The organism is Pseudomonas sp. TE3911, from assembly GCF_054062775.1.
This window is the reverse complement of the sequence record NZ_JBSSFP010000001.1, coordinates 1,446,955-1,462,279: the sequence shown is the minus strand read 5'-3', so window position 1 is coordinate 1,462,279 and position 15,325 is coordinate 1,446,955. Positions and strand designations below refer to the sequence as shown.

The window sequence follows — 15,325 nt, the reverse complement described above, 5'->3', positions numbered from 1 at the left end:
AGACCTCATGGACACAGCCCCCTGTGGGAGATGTCGAGCTTTAGCGAGGCTTCGAAGGCGGCGGCACTGTTGGCAGGTATGTTGGCTGACACAGCCCTATCGGGGGCATGTCGAATCCTCACTCCGTCCCTCCCACACTCGATCGGGTGAGCCGCTCACTAAAAAGGTGCGCAAAAAAAACGCCCCGAACCAGTCGGGGCGTTTTTCATCCAGCGTTTGCCAATCAGGCCTGATCAGCCAACCGCCACGTCGTCCCGCCCTTCCCGTCTTCCAACACCACGCCCATCGCGGTCAGTTGGTCACGGATACGGTCGGATTCCGCCCAGTCCTTGCCTGCGCGAGCCGCCAGACGCGCCTGGATCAGCGCATCAACCTCAGCCGCATCCACACGCCCTTCGGCGCCGGCTTGCAGGAAGTCATCGGCTTCCATCTGCAATACGCCCAGCACGCTGGCCAGCTCTTTCAAGCGAGCAGCTAGGCCAGCCGCTGCGTCGAGATCGCTCTCGCGCAGGCGGTTGATTTCACGCACCATTTCGAACAGCACCGCGCAGGCTTCGGGTGTGCCGAAGTCGTCGTTCATGACTTCGGTGAACCGTGCCACGAACGCTTCGCCGCCAGCCGGTGCAACGGCGGGCAAGCCTTTCAACGCGTGGTAGAACCGCTCCAGGGCGCCCTTGGCGTCCTTGAGGTTGTCTTCCGAGTAGTTGATGGCGCTGCGGTAGTGGCTGGACACCAACAGGTAACGCACTACTTCCGGGTGGTACTTTTCCAGCACGTCGCGAATGGTGAAGAAGTTGTTCAAGGACTTGGACATCTTCTCGCCATTGATGCGGATCATGCCGCAGTGCATCCAGGCGTTAGCGTAGGTCTTGCCGGTGGCGGCTTCGCTCTGGGCGATTTCGTTTTCGTGGTGCGGGAACTCAAGGTCGCTGCCGCCGCCATGAATGTCGAAGGTCTCGCCCAGGCAGCAGGTGGACATCACCGAGCATTCGATGTGCCAGCCCGGACGCCCGGCGCCCCACGGGGATTCCCAGCTCGGCTCGCCGGGCTTGGTGCCTTTCCACAGCACGAAGTCCAGCGGATCCTGCTTGGCTTCGTCGACTTCGATACGCGCACCGATGCGCAGGTCTTCGATCTTCTTGCGCGACAGCTTGCCGTAGCCCATGAACTTGGCGACGCGGTAGTACACGTCGCCATTGCCGGGGGCGTAGGCATAACCCTTGTCGATCAGGGTCTGGATCATGGCGTGCATGCCAGGGATGTGGTCCGTGGCGCGCGGCTCCATGTCCGGCTTGAGGATGTTGAGGCGAGCCTCGTCCTCATGCATCGCGGCGATCATGCGCTCGGTCAGCGCGTCGAACGACTCACCGTTTTCATTGGCGCGGTTGATGATCTTGTCGTCGATGTCGGTGATGTTGCGAACATAGGTCAAGTCATAGCCGCTGAAACGCAACCAGCGGGTCACCAGGTCGAAGGCAACCATGCTGCGGCCGTGGCCGATGTGGCAGTAGTCGTACACGGTCATGCCGCACACGTACATGCGCACCTTGTTGCCATCCAGCGGCTTGAAGACTTCTTTGGTCTTGCTGAGTGTGTTGTAGATCGTTAGCACGACAGTTCCTTAAAACAGAATCACTGGCCCCACGAATCACGCAAGGTCACGGTACGGTTGAATACCGGAGCGCCTGGTTTCGAGTCCTTGATATCCGCGCAGAAGTAACCTTCGCGCTCGAACTGGAAACGGTCTTCCTGCTGTGCGTCGCCAAGCGATGGCTCAGCACGACAACCAGTGAGTACTTGCAGGGAATCAGGGTTGATGTTGTCGAGGAAACTGGCGCTGTCTTCGGCCTTCTCAGGGTTCGGCGAGCGGAACAGGCGATCGTACAGACGCACTTCGCACTCGATGCTGGCCGCAGCCGGCACCCAGTGGATCACGCCTTTGACTTTGCGGCCTTCAGGGTTCTTGCCGAGGGTTTCCGGGTCGTAGGAGCAACGCAGCTCAACGATGTTGCCATCGGCGTCCTTGATTGCTTCGTCGGCGCGGATCACGTAGCTGCCGCGCAGGCGTACTTCGCCGTTCGGTTCCAGGCGCTTGTAGCCTTTTGGCGGCTCTTCCATGAAGTCATCGCGGTCGATGTAGATTTCACGGGCGAATGGCAGCTTGCGCACGCCGAGTGCTTCGTTCTGCGGATGACGCGGCAGTTCGAGGTGATCGACCTTGTCTTCCGGATAGTTGGTGATCACGACTTTCAACGGACGCAAGACGCACATAGCGCGCGGAGCATTCGCGTCGAGGTCCTGACGGATGCTGAATTCGAGCATGCCGAAGTCAACCACGCCATCGGAACGGTTGGTGCCGACCATGTCGCAGAAATTGCGGATCGACGCCGGGGTGTAGCCGCGACGGCGGAAGCCCGACAGGGTCGACATGCGCGGGTCATCCCAACCAAACACGTGCTTCTCATCGACCAGTTGCTTGAGTTTGCGCTTGCTGGTGATGGTGTAGTTCAGGTTCAGGCGGCTGAATTCGTACTGACGCGGGTGCGCCGGAACCGGCAGGCTGTCCAGGAACCACTCGTACAGCGGACGATGGCTTTCGAACTCCAGGGTGCAGATGGAGTGGGTGATGCCTTCGATGGCGTCCGACTGACCGTGGGTGAAATCGTAGTTCGGGTAGATGCACCACTTGTCACCGGTCTGGTGGTGGTGGGCATGGCGGATGCGGTACATGATCGGGTCGCGCAGGTTCATGTTCGGCGAAGCCATGTCGATCTTGGCGCGCAGTACGCGGGCGCCGTCCGGGAACTCACCGGCGCGCATGCGGGCGAACCAGTCGAGGTTCTCTTCCACGGAACGGTCGCGGAACGGGCTGTTCTTGCCCGGTTCGGTCAGCGTGCCACGGTATTCCTTGGCCTGCTCCGGGGTCAGGTCGTCGACGTAGGCCTTGCCGGCCTTGATCAGCTCGACGGCCCAGTCGAACAACTGGTCGAAGTATTTGGAGGCATAGCGCACTTCACCGGACCATTCGAAGCCCAGCCACTTGATGTCGCTTTCAATGGCGTCGATGTATTCCTGGTCTTCCTTGGCCGGGTTGGTGTCGTCGAAACGCAGGTGCGTGACACCACCGAACTCCTGGGCCAGGCCGAAGTTCACACAGATCGACTTAGCGTGACCAATGTGCAGGTAGCCGTTGGGCTCTGGCGGGAAGCGGGTGACGATCTGCGTGTGCTTGCCCGAATCCAGGTCCGCCTGGATGATCGGGCGCAGGAAATTGACCGGGACGGCAGGTCCGGCCTTGGAATTCGAGGTAGTGTCGACAGTGGGCTTGCTCATAGGATCCTTGAACAGACAGGTTCGTGGCCGGTTGGGGCCAGATAAAACAAAGGCCGTATCATAGCTGATGCTGTCAAGCTGCTGACAGAGCGCGGTCAAAAACTGCTGCATTTATTGCTGCTTTTATGACGGGCGCGGTAAAAAACCACCTCGAAATTCCTGCAAGGCACGCTAAACTGCGCGCCTTGGCCGCAGTTTAGCCAAACCGGTAAGGCGCCAAGGCGCTCAAACCCACGAATTTCCTGAAAGAGTAGTGAACATGACTCAAGTCAAACTGACCACCAACCACGGCGAGATCGTCATCGAGCTGAACGCCGAGAAAGCGCCGATCACCGTCGCCAACTTCATCGAGTACGTGAACGCTGGCCACTACGAAAACACCGTTTTCCACCGCGTCATCGGTAACTTCATGATCCAGGGCGGCGGTTTCGAGCCAGGCATGAAAGAGAAGAAAGACAAGCGTCCAAGCATCCAGAACGAAGCGGACAACGGCCTTTCCAACGACAAGTACACCGTCGCCATGGCCCGTACCATGGAGCCGCATTCGGCCTCCGCACAGTTCTTCATCAACGTGGCCGATAACGCCTTCCTGAACCACAGCGGCAAGAACGTGCAGGGTTGGGGCTACGCCGTGTTCGGTAAAGTCACCGAAGGCCAGGACGTTGTCGACAAGATCAAAGGCGTGTCCACCACGTCCAAAGCCGGTCACCAGGACGTTCCAGCAGAAGACGTAATCGTCGAGAAAGCCGAGATCGTTGGGTGATACTGCTGATTTCAGATTTGCATCTGGAAGAGGAGCGCCCGGACATCACCCGGGCGTTTCTGGATCTGCTCCACGGCCGCGCCCGTGGCGCCCAGGCGTTGTACATTCTGGGGGACTTCTTCGAAGCCTGGATTGGCGACGATGGGATGACCCCCTTTCAACGTTCGATTTGCGCAGCCCTGCGCGAGCTGAGCGACAGCGGTACCCCGATTTTTATCATGCATGGCAACCGCGATTTCCTGATCGGCAAGGCGTTCTGCAAAGCAGCAGGCGCGACCTTGCTCAAGGACCCGAGTGTCGTGCAGTTGTATGGCGAACCCGTGCTGTTGATGCACGGCGACAGCCTCTGCACCCGCGACGTGGGTTATATGAAGCTGCGGCGCATCCTGCGTAACCCGATTGTGCTGTTTATCCTGCGTCACTTGCCCTTGCGCACCCGCCACAAGCTGGCGCGCAAGCTGCGCAGTGAGAGCCGGGCGCAGACGCGCATGAAGGCCAACGACATTGTCGATGTAACCCCCGAGGAAGTGCCGCGGGTGATGCAGCAGTTCGGCGTGCGCACCCTGGTCCACGGCCATACCCACCGCCCGGCGATCCACAAACTGCAGATTGGCGAGCAGGCGGCCAAGCGCATTGTGCTGGGGGATTGGGACAAGCAGGGTTGGGCGTTGCAGGTGGATGAGCAAGGGTTTCAGTTGGCGGCGTTTGATTTTGTGAATCCGCAGCTGGCATTGCCTGGCGCCTGAGACCTCAAACATCACTGATCCAATGTGAACAGAGATCAAAATGTGGAAGGGGGCTTGCCCCCGATGGCTGTGGATCAGTCAGCCTATTTTTGGCTGACCCACCGCTATCGGGGGCAAGCCCCCTCCCACATTTGATTGCATTCCAGTCCGTGTGGATCAGTGGCCGCTTGCTTCCGGCCCTGCCTTGGCGCCAAACGGCGGCTTCGCCAGCCACACCAGCAGCATCAATCCCATGAACATCCACCCCAATAACGTGAAGTAATCCACGGTGGACATCATGTACGCCTGGCTGGTGAGGATCTGGTCCAACTGCGCATAGGCCTTGTGCCCTGCCCCACCCAACGCATCCAGCGCATTGCGCGTGGCCGCGTCATAGGTGGTCATGTTCTCGCTCATGTACGCATGGTGCTGGTCCGCCCGGCGAATCCAGATCCAGGTGGTCAGCGACGCCGCAAAACTGCCGCCTAACGTACGCAGGAAGGTTGCAAGGCCCGCACCGTCGGCAATCTGGTGCGGTGGCAGGTCGGACATCAAGATGCTCAAGGTCGGCATAAAGAACAGTGCAACACCAATCCCCATGAACAACTGCACAAGGGCGATGTGGGTGAAGTCCACTTCATTGGTAAAGCCTGCGCGCATGAAGCAGCTCAAGCCAATCGCCAGGAACGCCAGGCCCGCCAGAAGACGCAGGTCGAACTTGTGCGCGTACTTGCCCACGAACGGCGACATCAGCACCGGCAGAATCCCGATCGGTGCCACCGCCAGGCCGGCCCAGGTGGCGGTGTAGCCCATCTGGGTTTGCAGCCATTGTGGCAGGATCAGGTTGATGCCAAAGAAGCCCGCGTAACCGAGGATCAACACGATGGTGCCGATGCGGAAGTTGCGGTAGGCAAACAGCCGCAGGTTGACCACTGGGTGCTTATCGGTCAGTTCCCAGATGACGAACACCGCCAGGGCAATCGCCGAAATCGCCGCGCCGATGATGATGAAGTTGGATTCGAACCAATCCAGGTCATTGCCCTTGTCGAGGATGATCTGCAAGGCGCCGACCCCCACGATCAGGCTTAACAACCCGACGTAATCCATCGGCTGATAACTGGTGACCACAGGTCGCTTCTTCAGCTGAGCACGCACCACCATCACCGCAAAGATGCCGATGGGGACGTTGATAAAGAAGATCCACGGCCAGCTGTAGCTGTCGGTGATCCAGCCGCCGAGGATTGGCCCGGCAATCGGCGCGACCACCGTGACCATCGCCAGTAACGCGAGTGCCATGCCGCGCTTCGCCGGCGGGTAGACCGCAATCAACAAGGTTTGGGTCATCGGGTACAACGGCCCCGCCACCAAGCCTTGCAGTACCCGAAAGCCGATCAGCTCGGGCATCGAAGTGGAAATCCCGCACAGGAACGATGCCAGCACAAACAGAATGGTCGCCCACAGAAACAGCTTCACCTCGCCAAAGCGTCGGCTCAACCAACCGGTGAGCGGCAAGGCGATGGCGTTGCTCACCGCAAACGAGGTGATCACCCAGGTGCCCTGCTCCGAACTCACGCCCAGGTTGCCGGAAATGGTCGGCAACGCCACGTTGGCGATGGTGGTGTCGAGCACCTGCATAAAAGTCGCCAGCGACAGGCCAATGGTGGCCATCAACAGGCTGGGTGGCGTGAACGAGGCGTTATTGCTCATCAGCGTTGCACAGCCTTGGGAGCGGCGACGCTGTTGTCATGGATCAACTGGGTGATCATGGCATCGGCTTCGGCCAATTGGCGGTCATACACGTTGGTGGTGAAAGAGGCCTTTTGTGGCGGCTGTTGCGCCAGCACGGGACCGCTCTGGTCGTGCAGGTCCACATTCACCACGGTGCTCAAGCCAACGCGCAGTGGGTGCTTGGCCAACTCTTCGGCATTGATATGGATGCGCACCGGTACTCGCTGCACGATCTTGATCCAGTTACCGGTGGCGTTCTGCGCCGGCAACAGGGCGAACGCGCTGCCGGTGCCGGCGCCGAGGCTGTCGACGGTGCCGCTGTATTTCACATCACTGCCATAGATATCCGACTCGATGTCCACCGGTTGGCCAATGCGCATGTCGCGCAGTTGGGTTTCCTTGAAGTTGGCGTCGATCCACAGTTGGTTCAGCGGGATCACGGCCATCAATGCGGTACCCGGCTGCACGCGCTGGCCCAGTTGCACGGAGCGCTTGGCGACATAGCCGGTGACCGGCGCGATCAGGGTGCTGCGCGCATTGGTCAGGTAGGCCTGACGCAATTGCGCGGCGGCGGCTTGCACGTCCGGATGGGACGAGATCACCGTGTCATCCACCAGGGCGTTGCTGGTTTTGAGCTGCTGCTCGAGGTTGGTCAGGGCGTTCTTGGCGGCCGTCAGACTGTCACGGGCATGGGACAGTTCCTCAAGGGAAATCGCCCCGCCCTGGGCCAGGGTCTTACGACGGTTGTAGTTGTCCTGAGCGGTCTGCACATCGGCTTTCTGCGCGTTGACCTGGGCTTTCATGCCATCAACGTTGCTGTACAAGCCACGCACCTGGCGCACGGTACGCGCCAGGTTGGCCTGGGCACTTTGCAGGCCGACGGCGGCGTCATTCGGGTCGAAGTTGACCAGCACCTGGCCTTCGTGGACCAAGTCGCCATCGTCCGCGCCGATGCTCACCACGGTGCCGGTGACCAGCGGGGTGATTTCCACCACGTTGCCGTTCACATAAGCGTCGTCGGTGCTCTCGTTGAAGCGCCCGTAGAATTCGTGCCAGGCCCATACGCCGAGGACGCTGAGGATGACGATCAGCGCAAGGCCGATCAGCATGACTTTGCGTTTGCGCGGGTTGTTGTCTTTGGGTTGTTCTGTAGCGTTAGTGTTTTCGGCAGTGGCCATGACAAATACCTCAAATTATTCCGTGCGAGTGGCTGGGGTGGTCGACGCCACGTTGTCGGCGTTGAACCCGCCGCCCAGGGCCTGCATCAATTGAATCGATAGAGCGATCTGCCCGGCATTCAGGGTCGCCAGCTGACGCTGGGCCTGCAGCAATTGCTGTTCGATGCTGAGCACGTCCAGGTAGTTACCGATCCCGGAGCCGTACCGCTGAAGCACCGTGTCGTAGGACTGCTGGGCAATATCGGTAGCGTGTTGCTGGGCCTGGATCTGCCGGCCGGTTTCGCGCAGTTGCGAAAGGGTGTTGCCAATATCACCCAAGGCTTGCACCAGGGTTTTGTTGTATTGGGCCACGGCGAGGTCGTAGTCGGCGTCGCGGGCATCGAGGCCGGCGCGCAGGCGGCCGCCGTCAAAGATCGGCAGCGAGATCGTTGGCGCGATATTGAAGAAGCGGCTGGCCGACCCGAACATCGCATCCCCCAGCAACGACTCGGCCCCGGCGCTCGCGCTCAGGTTGAGGTTGGGGTAGAAGCGCGTCTTGCTGGCCGCGATGTCCTTGCTCGCCGCCTCCACACGCCACCGTGCGGCGATCAGGTCCGGGCGACGGCCCAACAGTTCGGCAGGCAACACCGACGGTACGGCAACGGCAGCGGGTTTCAACACACTGGGACGCGCCAGCTCATTGCCGCGATCCGGGCCTTTACCGAGCAGCACCGCGAGGGCGATCTTGGCACTCTGCAGTTGTTTTTCCGCGTCGATCAATTGCGATTGGGAGCTGGCTTCCAGGCTTTCGGTCTGCTGGTACTGATAGTGGCTGTCGATGCCCGAATCCAGGCGGCGCTTGCTGAGATCGAGCATTTGCCGGGTGCGCTTGAGGTCGTCAGTGGCCAGGTCGCGCACGATATGGGCCTGGCCCAGGTCGCTGTAGGCCTTGGCCACATCAGCAGCCAGGGTCAGGCGCGCGGCCTGTTGATCGACTTCAGCGGCACGGGCCTGGCCCAATGCAGCTTCCCAGGCGGCGCGCTGGCCACCCCAGAGGTCGAAGGTGTAGTTGAAGCTGGCACCGATTTTTCGCACGGTGGAGTACGCATCGCCCTGCCCCAGCGGGTCCTGATCCTTGGCCAGCCGCGAACGGGTCACACCGGCGCTGGCATCCAGGGTCGGCATGCGCGACGCGTCGGCGGCGTAGGCGGCCGCTTCGGCCTGGTGGGCACGGGCGCTCGCCACTTGCATGTCGGGGCTGTTTTGCAGGGCTTCATGGATCAGGCCGTCGAGCTGTGGGTCGCCGAGGCCTTTCCACCAATCGGCGTTGGGCCAGGCCGCACTCGACAGGGTCACGCCGCTCAGGGATTTACCGGCTTGCAGAGTGTTGGCGTCGAGGCGCTGGCCTTGGGTGTCGAGGCCGCTGAAATTGGCGCAACCGGCCATGCTCATGGCGACCAGCACTAGGCATAGGGCACGTGGATTCATCATTTACCTACCCGCTGAAGGGTGATGGGATCACCCGCAGCTATCAGAATTTTCTTGAGGATCTGTTCCAGGGTTTCCAACTCGCCGGGCTCCAATACGCCCGCCAGTTGGTTCAGCGCCTGGGCGCCGATGTGCGGCAGCATGTCCGCCAGGCGCTGGCCGTCGGCAGTCAACACCAACTGCACCTGGCGTCGGTCCAGCTCGGAACGCTTGCGGCTGAGCAGGTTTTTTTGCTCCAGGCGATCGAGCATGCGGGTCATCGAACCGCTGTCCAGGGACAGGTTGCGGCACAGCTCCGCCGGGGTGTCGACGCCGAACTGGGCCATGATGATCAACACCTTGAACTGCGCGGCCGTGATGCCGTGGGGTTCCATATGGGTGTCGATGATGCGGTCCTTGAGGATCGCAGCGCGGCCCAGCAACAGGCCGAGATGGCAGTTGTGGAAGTTTTCGGGGGTGAAATGGGGCATCGAAAGTCACCTTATTGCTGCCTAGGCAGCGAATGTATGACGAGATGTTACTGCTTAGGCAGCGAATGTCAAATGGAATAATTAGCTTGCTTGCTAATTCGACGACAGGCGGGAGCAAATGTGTGAGGGGGCTTGCCCCCGATCACGGTGTGTCAGTCACTACATCTGCTGACTGTCACACCGCAATCGGGGGCAAGCCCCCTCACACATTGGTTGACCGACTAGGACTTAGAAATCGCGCTTGTAGAAAATGTCGAGGGAACTGGCCACGCCACTCGCCACCTCCAGGTATACCTTCTTGCTCAGCAGGTAGCGCAAGGCAATGGTGCTGGCCGGCTCGAACACGCCCACGCCATAGCGCAGGCTGAGCTTCTCGGTGATCTTGCCGCTGGCTACCACGGCGGTGTTATTGCCGCTGCCCTGGGTGTCGAGGTCGAAGTCCTGGATGCCCAACTTGGTGGCGATGTCCGAGGTCACCCCGGCGCTGCCCATCAAACCCAGGCCCAGCGCCGCTTCGGCGAGCATGTTGTTGTCTTCGCCAGTGGTGGTGCGTGAACGCCCCAGTACCAAGTACGACAACGCATCCTCTTGGGCCATCGCCGGCTCGGAGAAAATCTGCGTAGTCGGTTGCTCGGCGCTGCCGCTCAGGCGAATACCGGCGGTCACGGTCCGCGACGGCTCTGTGGTGACACGCACCGCCTCGATGTCCAGGAACGGCTGGTCCAGAGGGCCGGCAAACAGCAAGCGCGCCCGCCGCACATTGAGCCGCTGACCGTAAGCGCGGTAGCGGCCATCGTTGAGCCAAAGCTCACCACGAGTGTCCATGTTGTCGCCGATATGCACATGACCCTGCACCTTGGCGGTGAGGCCGAAGCCTGAGAAGTTGAGCTGGTCTTCGCCCACTGCCACGTCGATATCCATGGCCATGGCCATCGCTGGCTTGCCCTCCTCGGTCTGACTGCCGACGATGATAGTGTCGTCCGAGACCTTGACCGTCGACGGCGGCAGTTCGCGCACGGTGATGTCGCCACGCGGGATCTTCACTTTGCCGGCAATCGCCAGTTTGTCGTCCTTCAAGGTGATCTTCAGGTCCGGCGCCACTTCCAGCGTGGCGTAGGGTTCGACTGTGACCGGCAATTGCGAGCCTTGCAGACTGAGGTCCACGGCCAGGGCCTGCCCCCAGTCGATCTGGCCCTTGAGGCTGCCCTGCCCGGCTTTGCCACTGCGCCAACCACCATTGAGCTGCACGCTTTCGCCAGCGATGAGAGCCTGCACGTTCAGGCCTTCGAGGCTGACGGGCAACTCCGGACCAGAGACTTCGCCGCCGATCAGGTTCACATTGCCGTTGATCTGCGGCGCGAGCAGGCCACCGGAAATCCGGCCGTTGCCGTTGAGCTTGCCGTTGAGGGTTTCCACCATCGGCACAAACGGACGCGCTACCGCCAGGTCCAGCCCGGTGAGGCTGAAATTGCCAGTGATCGGCTTGTTCTTCGGCAGCGGATTAATCTGCGCCTGCAACAGCAATTCACCGAGCTTGCCACCCCGGAAGTTCAACTGTGTGTCGATGCGCTTGGGGTTGAGGGTGGTTTCAAGCTTGAGGGTGTCGTAAGGAAAATCCAGCCACTGGTCCTTGTCCTTGACGCGCAAAGTGCCGCCGCTGGCATCCACCGAAATCAAGCCCTTGGGGCCGCTGTCGGGCAGGTCGAGCTGGACATCGGCATTGAGCCTGCCGCGCCAGGCAAAATCCTTGGGCAAAAAGGCCGCGAGGCTGTCGATTGGGAATTGCTTGAGGTGGTAACGCAACTTGGGCTCGGGCATCAGGCGCTGGTCTTCGCCGCACAGACTGGCGCCGCCGGAGACCCAGCAGTGCGCCGCGAAGGTCAGCTTGCCGTCGGCCATGTAATCGATCTTCGCCGGGGCTTGCAGTTTCCAATCCTGCCCGCCGGCCTGGACATCACCGCTGGCCAGGCGCCCGCGCCAGTTGCCTTTGTCGAGGTTGCCGTCCAGGGCCAGGGCCAGCTTGACCAGCGGACCGGCCAAGTCGAGCTGGACCTTCTGGTTCTTGATGTCGCCTTGAGCGCTGGCGGTCAGGGTGCCGATCTGGGTGTCGCCGCTTTGAATACCGCTGCCTTTGAGGTCGATCTTGGCGCGCTGGGCGCTGTCGAGGGTAGCGCCGAGGCTGAGGCTTTGCAGGCGGTTGTCGGCAAACGCCAGTTGCTGGCCCTTGATGTCGAGTTTGCCCTGAGGCGCATTCAGGCTGCCGGCTACGTCGAGGCGGCCATTGATCTGCCCGCGTAACTGCGGCCAGAGCTGGGCGAGGCGCGCCAGCTTGATGTCGATCTGCCCGGCCAGGCGTTGTTGCAGGCTGCCGCTGCCGTTGATGCGGTTGTCACCCAGGCGAATATCCAGGTTGGCCAGGGTCCATTGCTCCCCTGCACCTTCGGCCTTGGCCGCCAGCACGGCGGTTTGGCCCCGCAGGCGGCCCTTGAGGTCGAGGTCGGCATTCAGCTTGAGTTGCTCGTTCTTGAACTCGCCCTTGCTGCGCAGCGGACCGGCCAACGTACCCGGCAGTTCAGCGACCCAGTACGCCGGATTGAGCGCCGACAGGTCCAGCGCGGTATCCCAGGCGATGCCATCGGCAAACTGCAGGTTCAGGTGGCCTTCGGCCTTACCTTGACCGGCGGTGAGTTTCAGCTCGGGCAGGAAGACTTGCTTGAGGTCGCCACTGAACGGCGTGACCACATTGAACTTGCCGGCCGGGCCGTCGAGGTCGGCCTTGAGGTTGCCCAGGTAGTTGCCGTCTTTATAGGAAATCTCGCCGTTGAACGTACGCACCGTCACTTGGGGTTCGTCGATCACGGGATAGAGGCGATGCCAGGGGAAGTCGAGCCAGTCGATCCTGGCATCGGCTGTGAAGCCTTGTTGCCAATCCAGATTGGCACTCAGCTTGAGGCTTTGCTTGTCACCGGCATTCAGGTCCAGGCCCGCAATTTGCGCGCCGTTGGCGTCGACTTTGCCTTGCAGCAGCAGGTCCACCGGACCTTTCTCTGCCGGTAGCACGGCCTTGCCGAGCAGTTGGTAGCCGTTTTTCAGATCACCCTTGGCGGTGAGGTCCAGTTGATTGAGTTGCAGGGTGTCGGGCAGATCGGCGCTGGGCTTGAAGCCGTCAGCGGTGATGTGCAACTGGGCCGGAAGGTTTTCAGCCAGGGGTTGCAGCTCGCCCTGCAGTTTGGCCGGCAGGTAGCCGCGGCTGTCGGCGTCGAGTTTGAGGGTCTTGAGCAGGTCGCCGTCGACCTTAAGGGCAACTTTCCAGGGCGCGCCGCCGGGCGCGTAAGGCAGGCTCAAGTTTCCGCTGGCGGTCAACGGCCAGTCGCCAGTGGGTTGCAACAGGCCAGACAGGTCCAGCACCAGATCGTCGCGCTGCAGATGCACTGAGTCGATCTGCATGCCGGCGGCGGTCCAATGCGCCGCCAGTTGCAGGCCTTTAAGCTCTTCGCTGCCGTTGAACACCAGGCTACCGACGCGAACGTCGCCTAACTGGAGAGCAACCGGCAATTTCAGATCTGGCAGTACAAGGGGGCCACTGCTTTCTTCGGTGCTGGGTGGAAATTGCAGAATGACCTGATCCACATCCAACCGGTCAATGCACAAGGTCATGCGCAACAGGCAGGCTGGCGACCACTCAAACGTGGGCGCCTTGAGTTCCACGCGACTGCTGTCTTGCTGCCACAGCAGATGATCGGCGCTCCACTGGCCGCCCAAACGGCCCTGGAAATTCTCCACACTCAAACCCGGCACTTGGCCCAACGCCCAGCGGCTGCCCGCCTGGCTGCCCAGTACCGCCCACAGTGCCAGCAACAGCACGGCGAGGATGGCCACCACGGCCAGCCCCGCTATTTTCAAACCACGCATCACAGCTCAGGCCCCATGGAAAAGTGCAAACGAACGCCGCCCGGGTCTTCCAGGGCATGGGCCAGGTCGAGGCGGATTGGCCCCACCGGCGACACCCAGCGGATACCGACACCCACGCCGGTTTTCAGGCTGGGCAGTTCCAGGGTGTTGAACGAGTTGCCCTGGTCGATGAAGGTCGCGATCCGCCATTTTTCGGCGATGGAATATTGATACTCGGCGCTCAAGGCCACCATGTAGCGGCCACCGATGCGATCACCTTGGTCGTTCTCGGGCGACAGCGTCTGGTACTCATAACCGCGCACGCTCTGATCGCCACCGGCAAAGAAGCGCAACGACGGTGGCACCGACTTGTAGCCATTGGTGGCACTGCCGCCGAACTGCGCCCGCGCCAGGAAACGATGATTGTCCCACAGGGTCGTCAGGCCTTTGACCATGGCCGTGCCGTACAGCAAGTTGGTGTCGGAGCCCAGGCCCTCCTTCGCCACCTTCGTGTCGAATTGCAGGCGGTAGCCGTTGTGGGGGTCGATGCGGTTATCGCTGCGCAGGTAGGAATAACTGATGCCAGGCATCAGCAGGTTACTCAGGCCGGAGTCGTTGCCCAGGCGATATTCTTCGCGCTGGTACTTGAGAGAAATCACCCGTGTCCAGCCACTGGGCAATTTGCTGTGCCATTCGGGGCCGACGGTAAGCAATTTACTCAGGGTGTCGGTGTTCGCCAGTTCTTCATTCTGGTAGCCGCCAGCGAAGCGCAGTTTGTCGGTGAGCGGCGGGTCCAGCGGAATGTCGTACCACAGGCCGACGTTCTGGCGCGGAGCCGAGAGTTCGGCTTCCCAGCCATAACTATGGCCCTGGGGGTTAACCCAGTGACGGGTCCAGTTGGCCTTGCCGCGCGGACCGACGTCGGTGGAGTAACCCAGGCCCAGGCCCATGGTGCGCGGCTTGCGTGTGTCCAGATTGACGGCCACCGGGATCACGTCTTGTGTCGAGGCGGTGGGGCTGGCATCCACGCGCACCCCTTCGAAAAAGCCGCTGGCTTGCAGGTTCTGGTTGAGTTCGGCGATCAGTTCGGAATCGTAAGGGTCACCGTTTTTGAACGGCACCATGCGTTGCAGCAGTTCGTCATCAAACGGCGTGTCGCCGGCAAAGCTGACCTTGCCCAGGCTGTAGCGCGGGCCGCTGTCATAAATGAGTTCGATATCGGCGACGCCAGCTTGTGGGTCCACCGCGAGTTTCTGGCTGGTAAAGCGCCCGCTGAAAAAACCGTAGCGCGAGGCTTGATTCTGGATCAGACGCTTGGCGTCTTCGTAGTGGCCGTGGTTGAGCACGGCGCCGGAGATAAGGTCATCGCTGGCAGGCACGCGAAAAGACTTAAGGTTCGCAGCCTCGCCGTCGACCCGAATAGTCACGTTGCGTAAATGCACCGGTTCACCGGGGTCGACGCGGAGGATCAGGCGCGGGTTCTTGCCGCCTTTCACCTCGCTGTCGATGTTTGGCTGATAGAAGCCTAGTGCCTGCGCCGCTTTGCGCGCCTGCTCTTCGGCGCCACGGCTGAACCGCAGCAAGGCCTCTTCGTCACGATCGCCAACCCCGCCGATGTAGCCTTCAATGTTGGCTTTCAACGCGTCGTTTGAGGGTTTGATCCGCACGTCCAATTCGCTTAGCGCAAATGCGCCGCAGCTTGTGAACAGCAGAACCAAGCCGCTGGTAAATCTTCCTGGAAACTTCATAGGCGCGGATGCTACACGAGCT

At 61.1% G+C, this 15,325-nt stretch carries 10 protein-coding genes; 2 read left to right on the top strand and 8 right to left on the bottom strand.

Annotation, left to right across the window (positions count from 1 at the left end; all coding sequences use genetic code 11):
- Window positions 1-223: 223 nt before the first annotated feature.
- Window positions 224-1,612 carry a cysteine--tRNA ligase gene (gene cysS / locus ACVWXD_RS06740; RefSeq protein ID WP_032889792.1) on the bottom strand — a complete coding sequence of 463 codons (1,389 nt, stop codon included), beginning with the start codon at window positions 1,610-1,612 and terminating at the stop codon, window positions 224-226.
- A gap of 20 nt (window positions 1,613-1,632) precedes the next feature.
- On the bottom strand, window positions 1,633-3,333 hold the full coding sequence (locus tag ACVWXD_RS06735; protein ID WP_457370810.1) for a glutamine--tRNA ligase/YqeY domain fusion protein: 1,701 nt from the start codon (window positions 3,331-3,333) through the stop codon (window positions 1,633-1,635).
- 259 nt (window positions 3,334-3,592) lie between these two features.
- On the opposite strand from ACVWXD_RS06735, the gene ACVWXD_RS06730 reads away from it, so the two are divergent.
- Window positions 3,593-4,096, top strand: coding sequence for a peptidylprolyl isomerase (locus tag ACVWXD_RS06730; RefSeq protein ID WP_032889796.1), 504 nt, complete (start codon window positions 3,593-3,595; stop codon window positions 4,094-4,096).
- Window positions 4,093-4,842, top strand: a complete 750-nt coding sequence (gene lpxH, locus ACVWXD_RS06725; protein ID WP_032889799.1) for a UDP-2,3-diacylglucosamine diphosphatase — start codon at window positions 4,093-4,095, stop codon at window positions 4,840-4,842. Before ACVWXD_RS06730 ends, lpxH begins: the two co-directional genes overlap by 4 nt.
- A gap of 156 nt (window positions 4,843-4,998) precedes the next feature.
- Here lpxH and ACVWXD_RS06720 read toward each other — a convergent pair whose 3' ends face one another.
- The 6 genes from ACVWXD_RS06720 to ACVWXD_RS06695 all read right to left on the bottom strand — a co-directional run bounded on the left by ACVWXD_RS06720 (window position 4,999) and on the right by ACVWXD_RS06695 (window position 15,303).
- Entirely contained in the window at window positions 4,999-6,528 is a 1,530-nt protein-coding gene (locus ACVWXD_RS06720) for a DHA2 family efflux MFS transporter permease subunit (protein WP_032889801.1), read from the bottom strand.
- The gene (locus ACVWXD_RS06715; protein ID WP_032889802.1) at window positions 6,528-7,727 is read right to left on the bottom strand and encodes an HlyD family secretion protein; all 1,200 of its coding nucleotides are present in this window, start codon (window positions 7,725-7,727) and stop codon (window positions 6,528-6,530) included. The genes ACVWXD_RS06720 and ACVWXD_RS06715 overlap by 1 nt, the downstream gene beginning before the upstream one ends.
- 15 nt (window positions 7,728-7,742) lie before the next feature.
- Window positions 7,743-9,194 (bottom strand): efflux transporter outer membrane subunit, encoded by a 1,452-nt coding sequence (locus ACVWXD_RS06710; protein WP_457370809.1) that lies wholly within the window; start codon window positions 9,192-9,194, stop codon window positions 7,743-7,745.
- Window positions 9,194-9,664: a MarR family winged helix-turn-helix transcriptional regulator gene (locus ACVWXD_RS06705; protein WP_095184411.1), complete on the bottom strand. Its 471-nt coding sequence runs from the start codon at window positions 9,662-9,664 to the stop codon at window positions 9,194-9,196. The genes ACVWXD_RS06710 and ACVWXD_RS06705 overlap by 1 nt, the downstream gene beginning before the upstream one ends.
- A 228-nt stretch (window positions 9,665-9,892) precedes the next feature.
- Window positions 9,893-13,576 (bottom strand): translocation/assembly module TamB domain-containing protein, encoded by a 3,684-nt coding sequence (locus tag ACVWXD_RS06700; RefSeq protein ID WP_457370808.1) that lies wholly within the window; start codon window positions 13,574-13,576, stop codon window positions 9,893-9,895.
- Window positions 13,576-15,303 carry an autotransporter assembly complex protein TamA gene (locus ACVWXD_RS06695; protein WP_032889811.1) on the bottom strand — a complete coding sequence of 576 codons (1,728 nt, stop codon included), beginning with the start codon at window positions 15,301-15,303 and terminating at the stop codon, window positions 13,576-13,578. The genes ACVWXD_RS06700 and ACVWXD_RS06695 overlap by 1 nt, the downstream gene beginning before the upstream one ends.
- Between the last annotated feature and the right edge of the window lie 22 nt (window positions 15,304-15,325).